General features: G+C 60.2%; 11 protein-coding genes. 3 read left to right on the top strand and 8 right to left on the bottom strand.

Going from position 1 to position 12,439, the window contains the following annotated elements; genetic code table 11:
* The first annotated feature begins 14 nt into the window (after positions 1 to 14).
* The 3 genes from ureG to AC1RL4_RS22395 all read left to right on the top strand — a co-directional run bounded on the left by ureG (position 15) and on the right by AC1RL4_RS22395 (position 2,483).
* On the top strand, positions 15 to 629 hold the full coding sequence (ureG, locus tag AC1RL4_RS22385; protein ID WP_008001031.1) for an urease accessory protein UreG: 615 nt from the start codon (positions 15 to 17) through the stop codon (positions 627 to 629).
* 28 nt (positions 630 to 657) lie between these two features.
* A complete protein-coding gene (locus AC1RL4_RS22390) occupies positions 658 to 1,230 on the top strand; it encodes a HupE/UreJ family protein (protein ID WP_230174533.1) in 573 nt (190 codons plus the stop codon).
* 125 nt (positions 1,231 to 1,355) lie between these two features.
* Entirely contained in the window at positions 1,356 to 2,483 is a 1,128-nt protein-coding gene (locus tag AC1RL4_RS22395) for an AGE family epimerase/isomerase (RefSeq protein ID WP_230174535.1), read from the top strand.
* A gap of 117 nt (positions 2,484 to 2,600) precedes the next feature.
* Here AC1RL4_RS22395 and AC1RL4_RS22400 read toward each other — a convergent pair whose 3' ends face one another.
* The 8 genes from AC1RL4_RS22400 to amaB all read right to left on the bottom strand — a co-directional run bounded on the left by AC1RL4_RS22400 (position 2,601) and on the right by amaB (position 12,434).
* Positions 2,601 to 3,371: an SDR family oxidoreductase gene (locus tag AC1RL4_RS22400; protein ID WP_019582223.1), complete on the bottom strand. Its 771-nt coding sequence runs from the start codon at positions 3,369 to 3,371 to the stop codon at positions 2,601 to 2,603.
* A 745-nt stretch (positions 3,372 to 4,116) separates the two neighbouring features.
* Positions 4,117 to 4,833 carry an ABC transporter ATP-binding protein gene (locus tag AC1RL4_RS22405; protein ID WP_019582222.1) on the bottom strand — a complete coding sequence of 239 codons (717 nt, stop codon included), beginning with the start codon at positions 4,831 to 4,833 and terminating at the stop codon, positions 4,117 to 4,119.
* Complete coding sequence (locus AC1RL4_RS22410) at positions 4,830 to 5,702, bottom strand: ABC transporter ATP-binding protein (protein ID WP_018928477.1); 873 nt, start codon at positions 5,700 to 5,702, stop codon at positions 4,830 to 4,832. Before AC1RL4_RS22410 ends, AC1RL4_RS22405 begins: the two co-directional genes overlap by 4 nt.
* Positions 5,699 to 6,979, bottom strand: coding sequence for a high-affinity branched-chain amino acid ABC transporter permease LivM (livM, locus tag AC1RL4_RS22415; protein WP_019582221.1), 1,281 nt, complete (start codon positions 6,977 to 6,979; stop codon positions 5,699 to 5,701). The genes AC1RL4_RS22410 and livM overlap by 4 nt, the downstream gene beginning before the upstream one ends.
* Positions 6,980 to 6,982: 3 nt before the next feature.
* Positions 6,983 to 7,897 carry an ABC transporter permease subunit gene (locus AC1RL4_RS22420; RefSeq protein ID WP_019582220.1) on the bottom strand — a complete coding sequence of 305 codons (915 nt, stop codon included), beginning with the start codon at positions 7,895 to 7,897 and terminating at the stop codon, positions 6,983 to 6,985.
* Positions 7,898 to 8,068: 171 nt separating this feature from the next.
* Positions 8,069 to 9,202 carry a branched-chain amino acid ABC transporter substrate-binding protein gene (locus tag AC1RL4_RS22425; RefSeq protein WP_028940159.1) on the bottom strand — a complete coding sequence of 378 codons (1,134 nt, stop codon included), beginning with the start codon at positions 9,200 to 9,202 and terminating at the stop codon, positions 8,069 to 8,071.
* Positions 9,203 to 9,565: 363 nt separating this feature from the next.
* Entirely contained in the window at positions 9,566 to 10,849 is a 1,284-nt protein-coding gene (gene amaA / locus AC1RL4_RS22430; RefSeq protein WP_230174537.1) for an L-pipecolate oxidase, read from the bottom strand.
* A 94-nt stretch (positions 10,850 to 10,943) separates the two neighbouring features.
* Positions 10,944 to 12,434 (bottom strand): L-piperidine-6-carboxylate dehydrogenase, encoded by a 1,491-nt coding sequence (amaB, locus tag AC1RL4_RS22435; RefSeq protein ID WP_019582218.1) that lies wholly within the window; start codon positions 12,432 to 12,434, stop codon positions 10,944 to 10,946.
* Positions 12,435 to 12,439: the final 5 nt, after the last annotated feature.

Raw genomic sequence — 12,439 nt, forward strand, 5'->3', positions numbered from 1 at the left:
GTTTGGAGAATCACATGAACACACAACCCCTGCGCGTCGGCATCGGCGGCCCGGTCGGCTCCGGCAAAACCGCCTTGACCCTGGCCCTGTGCCTGGCCCTGCGCGAACGCTACAACCTGGCCGTCGTGACCAACGACATCTATACCCGCGAAGACGCTGACTTTCTGGTGCGCAACGAAGCCTTGGCGCCGGAGCGGATCATCGGCGTGGAAACCGGCGGCTGCCCGCACACGGCGATCCGCGAAGACGCCTCGATCAACCTCGAAGCCGTGGACCAACTGAACCGGCGCTTTCCAGGGCTGGATCTGATCCTGGTGGAATCCGGCGGCGACAACCTCTCGGCGACCTTCAGCCCGGAACTCTCCGACCTGACCATTTACGTGATCGATGTCTCCGCCGGCGACAAGCTGCCGCGCAAGGGTGGCCCCGGCATCTGCAAATCCGACCTGCTGGTGATCAACAAGATCGACCTGGCGCCGCTGGTAGGCGCGTCGCTGGAAATGATGAACAGCGACACCCAACGCATGCGCAACGGCAAGCCGTTTGTCTTCAGCAACCAGAAAACCGGCCAGGGCCTTGAAGAAATCATCGCCTTCATCGAACGCCAAGGCCTGCTGACTGCGGCCTGATCACACTTATCAACAAGGAAGCTTATCCATGACACTGAAACGCATTCTGGGCGCCATGGCCCTGCTGCTGACCCCAGCCATTGCCTTCGCCCACCCGGGCCATGGCGACAACGGCTTGATCGCCGGCATCAGCCACCCGATCGGCGGCATCGATCACTTGCTGGCGATGGTTGCCGTGGGATTGTGGGCGGCGCAGCAGAAAGGCGCTGCGCGCTGGGCCCTGCCGTGCACATTCGTGGGCACCATGTTGATCGGCGGCTTGCTGGGTTTTGAAGGGCTGAACCTGCCGGCGCTGGAGAGCGGGATTGCGGCATCGGTATTGGCACTGGGCCTGGCGGTGGCGTTGGCGGTGCGTCCGCCCTTGAGCCTGGCGGTGGCGGCGACTGCGTTGTTCGCACTGTTTCATGGCGTGGCACATGGCCTGGAGCTGCCGGACATGTCCAGTCCTTGGGCGTATGCCGCAGGGTTTGTGGCAGCGACAGCGGCTTTGCATACCGCGGGTTATGCGCTGGTTCGCGTCTTGCCTCAGGCCGCGGTACCGTTGGTTCGGCTGGCGGGTGCGGCGTCGGCGGCAACCGGAGTCTGGTTGCTCGCGGGTTGATTCTCTAGCGTCTGAACTGGCCCCTTCGCGATCCGACTTGCCCGCGAAGGCGGCCTGACAGACACCGCATCTCTAAGGCCTGCTAACATGTCGCGCAATTAACCCTGCCGTGACGACGCCAGCCAATGCCGCATGTTTCCCGCTCTGCCTCCCAGCCTGAATTGACCACCCTGTTCGCCTCAGTGCATCAGCACTTCCAGGACGTGATCGTGCCGCTCTGGCAGGGCCCCGGCTGGAACGCCGACATGGCGTTGCCTTATGAGGCGCTGGATGCCGAGCATAAACCGCTGCCCCCTCAGCGCTACCGGGCCATGGCCTGCGCGCGGCAGCTGTATTTGTTCTCCAGCCTGATCGGCCAGGTGCCCAAGGCTGAAGAGCGCGCGGCGGCGCTGTTTCGTTCCTTGCAACGGCATTTCCACGATGCCGAGCATGGCGGCTGGTTCTACAGCATCGACCCGCAAGGTACGCCGCTGGACCAGCGCAAAGACCTCTACACCCACGCCTTCATCCTGTTCGCTTGCGCCCATTATTGGAACAAGGTTCGCGAACCGCTGGTGGAGTCGGTACTCAATGCCGCGCTGGAAGTGGTGGCGCAGCGTTTCGCCACGGGCGACGGCCTGTACGAAGCCAGCCTGGACCGTGATTGGTCCTCGCTCGACTCCGGTCCATTACAGAACCCGCTGATGCATTTGGCCGAAGCCTTCCTCGCCACCCTGTCGGTGCGCGAAGACGCGGCTGTGCAGAACGCGCTCATCGAGTTATGCACAGCCATGCAAAAGCGTTTCATCGACCCGCGACATGCGGTGTTGATGGAGAAGCCGCTGGGAGCTGTGGATAACTGGTTCGAGCCGGGCCATCAGTTCGAATGGTATTTCCTGCTGCAATCCTCGCCATTGCTGCGCGGCTCGACACTGCATGCCTCGCTGGAGCGCGCGTTTGCGTTCACCGAGCAACGGGGTGTCGATCAGCAGACCGGTGCCGTGCGAGCGATGCTGGAACTGGATGATCACCCTCGCGACGCAACCCAACGCATCTGGGCTCAAGCCGAATACCTGCGCGCCCTGACCTTACGCCCGGACAGCGAAGCATCGGTGCAACGCCAATTGCAGGCGTTGCAGCAGCGCTTTCTGCACGCGGGCGGTTGGTATGAGTGTCGCGATGAGCAGGGCGAAGTAAGCCGCAAGGACATGCCTTCGACCACGCCTTATCACTTGGCAACCTGCTATCGCGGGCTGGCCGAGTATCTCGGCTGAGTTTTTGTGGCGAGGGGGCTTGCCCCCCGTTCGGGGGCGAAGCAGCCGCCTGCGATGCAACTGACAAAACACTAGGGCTGCTGCGCAGCCCAACGGGGGCAAGCCCCCTCGCCACAATTACGCCTTACCGCCATTACGCTCAATGGCAAACCCGCTCCAGGTCTGGCTCACCGGCATCAGCTCGAGGCTGTTGATGTTGATGTGGGCCGGTGCGTTGAGCACCCAGAAAATGGTCTCGGCGATGTCTTGCGGCTGGATCGGATCGGCACCGGCGTAAGTCGCGTTGTAACGCTCCTGGTCACCGGCAAAACGCACCAGCGAGAACTCGCTCTCGCACAGGCCCGGCTCGATGTTGCTGACCCGCACGCCCGTACCTTGCAGGTCGCAGCGCAGGTTCAGGGAGAACTGTTTGACGAACGCCTTGCTCGCGCCATACACGTGGCTGCCCGGGTACGGGTAGTTGCCGGCGATGGAGCCGAGGTTGACGATACTGGCGCCACGGCCATGAGCGATCAAACGCGGCAGCAACAGGCGGGTGCTGTACATCAGGCCTTTGATGTTGGTGTCGACCATGGTGTCCCAATCATCGAGATCGCACTTGGGCGCCGGATCCACACCGAGGGCCAGGCCGGCGTTGTTGATCAGCCCGCGCAGCTTGGCGAAGGACGGCGGCAGGTTGGCAATCGCCTCCTCCATGGCCTTGCGATCCCGTACGTCGAGCACCAGGCCATGGACCTCGGTCTGCTTCGACAACTCGGCGCACAGGGCATTGAGGCGCTCTTCACGACGACCTGTCAGCACCAGTTTCCAGCCGGCCTCGGCAAAACGACGGGCACAGGCTTCACCAAAACCGGAGGTCGCGCCGGTAATAAACAGGGTGTTGGACATCGTGTTCTCCTTGCTTCGGCTGACAGTCAGCCCTTGGAATAGAAAATCAACCGGCAGCATGCCCGGCCTTGCCCACAGCGGCAACCATGGCAAAAACCGTACAAAAAACGATCAATGCTGGCAACAGCCCATGCCCCGTGGCTTGCAGCCATGTACGCGCACCTTATCCACAGGCCGGTCCACAGTTTCCGGGGGCAAGTGGAAAAGCTGCAAGCCGCTATCCACAAGGCTTTGCGGGTAGATTTGAAAGTTTTTTTCTTGACCCTGAGGCATCCGCTGTGTAGTCCAGGGCAATTTGCACGACCGAGTGGTCATAGCGACGATGGCGCCAAGCCAGCAACCACGGCCCTCAGCCGAGTCTTTCCAGAGTTTAACCACAGACTTATCCACAGGCTTGTCCACCTCGGCTCATACCGTGTTCGCTCATAACAAAAAGGTTGACAATGCCCACTTCAGGCTCGCCAAAAGCACCTGATCAAAAAACAACCACCTCTCTGCAAGCCACGTATTCAAAGGCTTACAGCCAGCTACTCCCACGTTATTCACAGCCAGCTCCACAGCAAACGGGGACAAGTCAAAACCGTGACAAAACAGCAATTTGCAGCGGCTTTATGTCGCGCTTTGAGAGGTCATGAATATTGTTTTCCACAATTTCCCTTTACCTCAAACCACAGCCTCGTGTAGGGATTGTGCGGGCATAAAAAAACGCCCTGAGTTCGTCAGGGCGTTTTCCAGGCTCTTCGGTTTAGTGCCCGCCGAGATAGGCGTTACGCACCTCCTCGTTCACCAGCAGCTCCTTGCCGGTGCCGCTGAGGCGGATCTGCCCGTTGACCATCACGTACGCCCGGTCCGACAGCTTGAGGGCGTGGTTGGCGTTCTGCTCCACCAGAAAGATGGTCATGCCCGTCTTGGCCAGTTCCCGCAGGGTCGCGAAGATCTGTTTCACCACAATCGGCGCCAGCCCCAGGCTCGGCTCATCGAGCAGCAACAGCTTGGGTCGGCTCATCAACGCCCGGGCGATGGCGAGCATTTGCTGCTCGCCACCAGACATGGTCATGGCCCGCTGGTTACGCCGTTCCTTGAGCCGCGGAAACAGCTCGAACATGCGCTCCATGTCCTCGGCGGCGTACTTGTCACCGATCGGAATGGTGCCCATCAGCAGGTTTTCCTCGACGGTCATGTCGGGGAACACCCGGCGGCCTTCCGGCGACTGAGCGATACCGTTGGAGGCGATGTAGTGGGACGACTTGTGAGTGATATCCACACCCTGATAGACGATTTGCCCGTCAGCCGCCCGTGGCTGACCGAAAATCGACATCAGCAGGGTCGATTTGCCGGCACCGTTGGAGCCGATCAGGCTGACGGTCTCCCCTTCATTGATGTGCAACGAGACTTTCTTCAGGGCCTGGATCGGTCCGTAGAACACGTCGATCTCTTTCAGTTCGAGGATCGGTTGACTCATACCAGTTCCTCTTCGTCGGCGCCCAGGTAGGCGGCAATCACTTTCGGATCGTGTCGGATCGCATCAGGCCCGCCCTCGGCGATGACAACGCCGTGGTCCAGCACCACGATGTGGTCGGAAATGCTCATGACCATGCCCATGTCGTGTTCGATCAGCACCACGGTCAGATCATGCTCGTCACGCAGCAGCCGGATCATCGCGCTCAGCGCTTCGGTTTCCTGAGGGTTGAGGCCGGCGGCCGGTTCGTCGAGGCAGATGATCTGCGGCCGGGTACACATGGCCCGGGCGATCTCCAGACGGCGTTGCTGACCATAGGACAGTTCACCGGCCAGGCGGTTGGCGCAGTCCACCAGGTCCACCACTTCCAGCCAGTAGAAGGCGTGGTCCAGTGCATCGCTTTCGGCCTTGCGATAACCCTTGGTGTTGAGGATGCCGGCCAGCATGCCGCGGTTGACCCACATGTGCTGGGCCACCAGCAGGTTTTCCAGTACCGACATCTCCTTGAACAGGCGAATGTTCTGGAAAGTCCGCGCCAGACCGGCACGGTTGATCAGGTGCGTGCCACCGAACATCTTGTAGTGGAGCCGGCTGATGAAGCTTTTCGGCGAAACGAAATCGGTTGCCTTGAACGGCTCCCCGAGCATTTTGATGACGTTGGTTTTCACCCCACGGGTGTTGAGCTCGATATGCCCGCCGGACGCTTTGTAGAACCCGGTCAAGCAGTTGAACACAGTGGTCTTGCCCGCGCCGTTGGGGCCGATCAACGCGAAGATCGAGTTGCGCTTGACCTTCAGGCTGACGTCACTCAACGCCTTGATGCCACCGAAGTGCATCATCAGGTTCTCGACCGAGAGTACGACTTCACTCATGGCGCTACTCCTTTACGCGGGGTCACACCGGTACGGCTGATCCGGATCAGGCCGCGCGGTCGCCAAATCATCATCAACACCATCAGGATGCCGAACAGCAGCACGCGATATTCAGCGAAGCCGCGCAGCAGTTCCGGAGCGACGGTCAACACGAATGCTGCCATCACCACGCCGATGGTCGAACCCATGCCGCCAAGTACCACGATGGCGAGGATCAATGCCGATTCGAAGAAGGTGAATGAGGTCGGGTTCACAAAGCCCTGATAGGTCGCGAAAAACACGCCGGCCAGGCCCGCCGTCGATGCGCCGATGGTGAACGCCGACAGTTTGACCAGTACGTGATTCAGACCCATGGAGCGACAGGCGATTTCGTCTTCACGCAAGGCTTCCCATGCGCGACCGACCGGCATGCGGGTCAAGCGATGCTTGATGTACAGCACGGCCAGCACTACCAGGAACAACACCGCATAAATGAAGTAGTACTTCACGTCCGGGTTGTAGGCGATGCCGAAGAACTCATGAAAAGGTACCCCACCGTCCTTCGCTCGCTTACCGAATTCGAGACCGAAGAAAGTTGGCAACGGCGCCGCCATGCCATTCGGGCCACCGGTCAGGGACAACCAGTTGTTGAGGATCAACCGGATGATTTCACCGAAACCCAGGGTCACGATTGCCAGATAGTCGCCGTGCAGACGCAGCACCGGGAAACCCAGGATGCACCCCGCCAGCCCGGCAGTGATCGCCGCCAAAGGCAGCACCGTCCAGAAGCCCAGCCCCAGGTATTGGTAACCGAGCGCCAGGCCGTAGGCACCGATGGCATAGAACGCCACATAACCCAGGTCGAGCAGGCCGGCCAGGCCGACCACGATGTTCAGGCCCAGGCCCAGCAGCACGTAGATCAACCCAAGGATGACCACGCCCAACAGGTAAGAGTTGGAGAAGAACGGGAATACCACGGCGACAACGATCACCAGCGGGACGACCCAGCGCAACCGGGATTTGTAATCAGGCGCCAGAACATGAACCCCGGAGCCGGTGCTCTCAAAGCCTTCGAGAATTCTCAGGCCTTTGGAGGTTTGCAAGAATAGGCTCAGGGCAAAGCGGCCAGCCATAACGATGGCGACTATCCATGCCACGCGCGTCGGCTGCAGGTTGAAGCCGTAGCCGTCGAGGACCACACCAACAATCGGGCCGAACACAATCAGGGCGATGAGGCCGGCAAGAATCGCGTCAACCAGGCTTTTTTTGACATCAATGGTTTTAGTGGTTGAAGACATCGCTTACACCTTCGACACAAGAGGACGGCCAAGCAGGCCTTGAGGCCGAAAGACCAGAACAAGAACGAGCAGCGAGAAGCTGAAAACGTCTTTGTAATCCGAGTTGACCAGCCCCGAGAACAGCGACTCGGAGATCCCGAGAATGATCCCTCCCAGCATGGCGCCGGGCAGTGAGCCGATCCCGCCGAGCACCGCCGCGGTGAACGCCTTGATCCCGATGACGAAGCCTGCGTAGAAGTCGAACGTGCCGTAGTTCATGGTGATCAGCACGCCGGCCAGGGCCGCCATCGCCGCACCGATGATGAACACGTAGGAAATCACCCGATCGGTATTGATCCCCAGGATCGAAGCCATCTTGCGGTCTTGCTGGGTGGCGCGGCACATGCGGCCGAGCTTGGTGTACTTGATGACGTAGGTCAGCAGGCCCATCCCGACGAATGCGGCAACCAGAATGAAGATTTTGGTGTAGGTGAGTTGAACGAAGCCGTTCCCGACTTCAACTCGCCATGCACCGGTCAGCAGTGTTGGTACACCCTGTTGACGGGCGCCCTGACTGATCTGTGCATAATTTTGCAGGATCAGGGAAATACCGATGGCGCTGATCAGCGGTGCCAGTCGGGTGGAGTTGCGCAGCGGTTTGTAAGCGACACGCTCAATGACCCAGCCATACACCGCGGTGACGATGATGGTGAAAACCAGGGTGCCGAGCATCAGCAGCGGGAAGGATTCAATACCGAAGTAAGCCAGCAGAGCCAGACTGATCGCCGCGAGGTACGCAGAGATCATATAAACCTCGCCATGGGCGAAGTTGATCATGCCGATGATGCCATAGACCATTGTGTAGCCGATGGCGATCAGGCCATAGACCGACCCGAGGGTCAGGCCGTTGACCAGTTGCTGCAGGAAAATACCATCCATAACGCAATCTCACGCACTTGAGAGACTGCACAGAAGCCGGGCGCGACGGACCGGGGTTCAGCCGCCGGCGCAACTCGGTTGTGTGCAGCTCTACGAGAAAAGACAGGTACTGCACGGACATGTTTCAGGACTGCCCGGCGCGCAAGGCGCCGGGCAGATCAACCGCTCATATCACTTCTGTTTTTCCAGCTGGTGGTATTTGCCGTCCTTGTCCCACTTGTAAACCACGTAGTCGGAGACTTTCAGGTCGCCCTTGCTGTCCCAGGTCTTCTCGCCCATGACGGTCTTGACCGGGTTGGCTTTCAGCCATTTGGCAGCGTCTTCGCCCTTGTTGGATTTGGCGCCATTGAACGCCGCGGCCAGGGTCTGGACCGAAGCGTAGGCGTACAGGGTGTAGCCTTCAGGTTCGGTGCCGGCCTTGCGGAAGGCGTCTACCACGGTCTTGCTGTCTGGCAGCAGACGTGGGTCGGCGCCGAAGGTCATCAGTACGCCATCAACGTTCTGTGGGCCACCGGCGGTGGTCACCAGTTCGTCAGTCACGATGCCGTCATCGGACATGAACTTGACGTCTTTGAGGCCCTGTTCACGCAGTTGCCGAACCAGTGGACCGGCTTCCGGGTGCAAGCCGCCGAAGTAGACCACGTCGGCACCGGCCGCACGGATCTTGGTGACGACGGCACTGAAGTCTTTCTCGCCGCGAGTCAGGCCTTCATACAGCACTGGCGTTACGCCGCGCTTGATCAGTTGAGCCTTGGTGGCATCTGCCAAGCCTTGGCCATAGGTGTCCTTGTCGTGCAGCACGGCGACTTTCTTGCCCTTGAGCACGTCGACGATATAGTCGCCAGCCACGATACCTTGCTGGTCGTCACGCCCGCACATGCGGAACATGGCACTCAGGCCGCGCTCGGTCACCTTGGGGTTGGTGGAACCTGGGGTGATCGTGATGATGCCGGCTTCGTCGTAGATCTCGGAGGCAGGGATGGTCGACGAGGAGCAGAAGTGACCTACCACACCAACGACTTTCTTTTCAGTCAGGTCTTTGGCGACCGTCACAGCCTGCTTCGGCTCGCAGGCGTCATCGCCTTTGACCAGTACGATTTTTTCCCCGTTGATACCGCCCGCTGCGTTCACCGCATCAGCGGCTGCCTGTGCACCCTTCATGTACTGCTCGCCAAATGCCGCGTTGGCGCCTGTCATCGGGCCCGCCACACCGATTTTCACATCAGCCTGTGCAAACGCAGAAACACCCAACGCAGCTGCCACTGCGAGGGCCAGAAAGCCTTTCTTGTAAAACGTCTGGGACATGAGGTGGTGCTCCAAGGTTTTTTTTAGTTGGCACTGCGACTTCACTGAATGCTCAGAGCAAGGGCCGTGCCATCGGTTTTTTATTCTGAAAAAAGTCGCTGCTTTCTTGTTATTTCGACTGTTTCGATCCCATTTTCATTGGGCGTGCAACCGTCTAAACCGCGGGAGGTGAAACCATCCATTCCAAAAGGCGCAACCCGTCTGCGCCATCATTGCAACCGCAGCGCCAAACGATGTGCAACCTACCTGTAACAGCCCGCGTCACCGAACTGCACACTGCCGGTGCACAACTGCTACAACCCGCACCATTACAGGCTAGCCGCTTCGCTGAAAAGCGCTGCTTCCAGCAACATATTTCAACAATCAGATCACGATCCGCAGGCACTGGCCCGCGTGATACAGCGAAAAGCCGGCCTCATACAGGCAGCTTCGCAGCCCCACACCCGCCAATGGCTGCATGGGTGCAAAGGGAATCGGCAAGGCCTGAGGATTTCCGTTACACAGATAATCGGCAAAGGCTTTGCCGACCACTGTACCGGTGGTTACCCCTCGACCGTTGTAACCGGTAACGGCCACCAGACCCGGTGCTGGCTCGAACAGGCGCATCAAATGATCGGGGGTGAAGGCGATGCAACCGGTCCAGGTGCATTCCCATTCCACCGGTTTCAGGTAGGGGAAGTAATGCTGCTGAACCCGATCGGCCCAGGCTTTGAGGAACCAGGTCGGTTTCTGGTTGCCATTGCCGAGGCTGCCGAGCAACAACCGCCCTTCGGCATCGCGACGGATGCTGCTGAGCACTTGCCGGGTGTCCCAGGAGCCCTGACCACCGGGCAGAATTTGCTGCGCGGCGTCTTCGGTCAGCGGCACCGATGCCACTTGATAGTAATAACCGGGGAAGAAGTTGCGGCGCAGTTCCGTCCAGTCGCCTTCGGTATAAGCATTGGAGGCGATCACCACCTGTTCGGCCAGCACCGAACCCTGGGCGGTCTGCACTGACCAGCGCTGGCCCTGACGTTCGAGTCGGGTCACCGGGGAATGATCGAACAACTGCCCCCCAAGGCCGATGGCCGCATTGGCCAGCCCTGTGGTGTAGGCCATCGGGTTGATCGTGCCGGCACGCCGGTCGAGCAGCGCGGCGGCGATCTTTTTGGTGCCCGTGGCTTGTTCGCAGGCAGCTCCGGTCAACAACTCCACCGGTGCCCCGCGACGTTTCCATTGTTCTTCACGACTGCGCAGGTCCGCCTCGCCACGCGCGTTGTGCGCCATATGTAGCGTACCTTCGCGGCGTAACTGGCAATCGATGTTGTATTTGTCGACAAGGCTGAATACCAGCGACGGCGCCGCACCGAGCATACGGTTGAGCTGACTGCCGACCGCCTTGCCAAAACCGGCTTCGATTTCGTCCGGAGGAATCCACATCCCGGCGTTGACCAGCCCGACGTTACGCCCCGAACCGCCATGGCCAGCACGATGCGCTTCCAGCACACAGACACTTTTGCCTTGCTCCAGCAGATGCACCGCCGCCGACAGCCCGGTGAAACCGGCACCGATGACGCAGACATCCACCGTCACCTCACCCTTGAGCGCCGCATTGTCGGGCCTTTGCGGCGTCAGTTTTTCCCACAGACACTCTTCGCGTAACGGCATTGCCAGACTCCGAAAATGAAACCTAACCAACACACCATCGATCGTTCCCACACAGAGCGTGGGAACGATCGATCAACAGCTTGTCGCTTGCTGCTTAATCGAACGTAATCCCCTGAGCCAACGGCAACTCCAGCGAATAGTTCACGGTGTTGGTCTGGCGGCGCATGTACCCGCGCCATGCATCGGAGCCCGACTCACGACCGCCGCCCGTTTCCTTCTCGCCGCCGAACGCGCCGCCGATTTCCGCGCCGCTCGGGCCGATGTTGACGTTGGCGATGCCGCAATCGCTGCCCACCGCCGACATGAACCGCTCGGCTTCACGCACGTCGGTGGTGAAGATGCACGACGACAGGCCTTGTGGCACGGCGTTGTTCAGGCGCAATGCCTCTTCGAAATCGGTGTAACCGATCACGTACAGAATCGGCGCGAAGGTTTCGTCGCGCACCACATCGCTCTGTTCCGGCATTTCGACAATGGCTGGCGAAACGTAGTAAGCGTTGGGGAATTTGTCTTCCAGCTGACGCTGGCCGCCAAACACCCGGCCGCCTTCGCTCAAGGCTTGCTCCAGCGCGTCCTGCATGTTGTCGAAGCTGTGTTTGTCGATCAGCGGCCCGATCAGGTTGCCTTCCAGTGGATGGCCGATGCGCACCTTGGAGTAAGCGGCTTTCAGGCGGGTGACGATTTCTTCCTTCACCGATTCGTGGGCAATCAGGCGACGCAAGGTGGTGCAACGCTGACCGGCAGTGCCGACGGCGCTGAACAGAATCGCCCGCACAGCCATGTCCAGATCGGCGCTTGGGCCAAGGATCATCGCGTTGTTACCGCCCAGTTCCAGAATGCTGCGGGCGAAGCGTGCGGCGATTTTCGGTGCCACTTCGCGGCCCATGCGGGTGCTGCCGGTGGCGCTGACCAGCGCGACACGCGGGTCATCGACCAAGGCTTCACCGGCATCGCGACCACCGATGATCACCTGGCTCAGGTGCGGTGGGGCGTCGCTGAAGTTCTTCAGGACGCGGTCGAACAGCGCTTGGCAGGCCAGCGCGGTGAGCGGGGTTTTCTCCGACGGTTTCCAGATCACCGGGTTGCCGCACACCAGCGCCAGCGTCGCGTTCCAGGCCCAGACGGCGACCGGGAAGTTAAACGCGCTGATCACGCCGACGATGCCCAGCGGGTGCCAGGTTTCGCGCATGTGGTGGCCAGGGCGCTCGGAGGCGATGGTCAAACCGTACAACTGACGGGACAGACCGACCGCGAAGTCGCAGATGTCGATCATTTCCTGAACTTCACCCAGGCCTTCCTGAGTGATCTTGCCGGCTTCCCAGGAAACCAGCTCACCGAGATCGGCCTTGTACTCGCGCAGGATGTCGCCCAATTGACGAACCAGTTCGCCACGGCGCGGCGCCGGCACCTTGCGCCACAATTCGAACGCATGATCTGCGCGACTGATGTGCTGCTCGACTTCAGCGGCGCCTTCCCAGTTCACGGCGGCAATCCGACTACCGTCGATGGGCGAATGCACCGGCACTTTGCCGTTCTGGTACAGGGCCGGGTTCACACCAAGACGATCAAGCAATGCGGCAACCATGGGTC

The organism is Pseudomonas sp. GW822-FHT07A10, from assembly GCF_058798795.1.

Coding starts and splice junctions, on each gene's coding strand:
- amaB (WP_019582218.1), bottom strand. CDS start 12,434: ATGGTTGCCGCATTGCTTGATCGTCTTGGTGTGAACCCGGCCCTGTAC.
- ureG (WP_008001031.1), top strand. CDS start 15: ATGAACACACAACCCCTGCGCGTCGGCATCGGCGGCCCGGTCGGCTCC.
- AC1RL4_RS22390 (WP_230174533.1), top strand. CDS start 658: ATGACACTGAAACGCATTCTGGGCGCCATGGCCCTGCTGCTGACCCCA.
- AC1RL4_RS22425 (WP_028940159.1), bottom strand. CDS start 9,202: ATGTCCCAGACGTTTTACAAGAAAGGCTTTCTGGCCCTCGCAGTGGCA.
- amaA (WP_230174537.1), bottom strand. CDS start 10,849: ATGCCGTTACGCGAAGAGTGTCTGTGGGAAAAACTGACGCCGCAAAGG.
- livM (WP_019582221.1), bottom strand. CDS start 6,979: ATGTCTTCAACCACTAAAACCATTGATGTCAAAAAAAGCCTGGTTGAC.
- AC1RL4_RS22395 (WP_230174535.1), top strand. CDS start 1,356: ATGCCGCATGTTTCCCGCTCTGCCTCCCAGCCTGAATTGACCACCCTG.
- AC1RL4_RS22405 (WP_019582222.1), bottom strand. CDS start 4,833: ATGAGTCAACCGATCCTCGAACTGAAAGAGATCGACGTGTTCTACGGA.
- AC1RL4_RS22410 (WP_018928477.1), bottom strand. CDS start 5,702: ATGAGTGAAGTCGTACTCTCGGTCGAGAACCTGATGATGCACTTCGGT.
- AC1RL4_RS22400 (WP_019582223.1), bottom strand. CDS start 3,371: ATGTCCAACACCCTGTTTATTACCGGCGCGACCTCCGGTTTTGGTGAA.
- AC1RL4_RS22420 (WP_019582220.1), bottom strand. CDS start 7,897: ATGGATGGTATTTTCCTGCAGCAACTGGTCAACGGCCTGACCCTCGGG.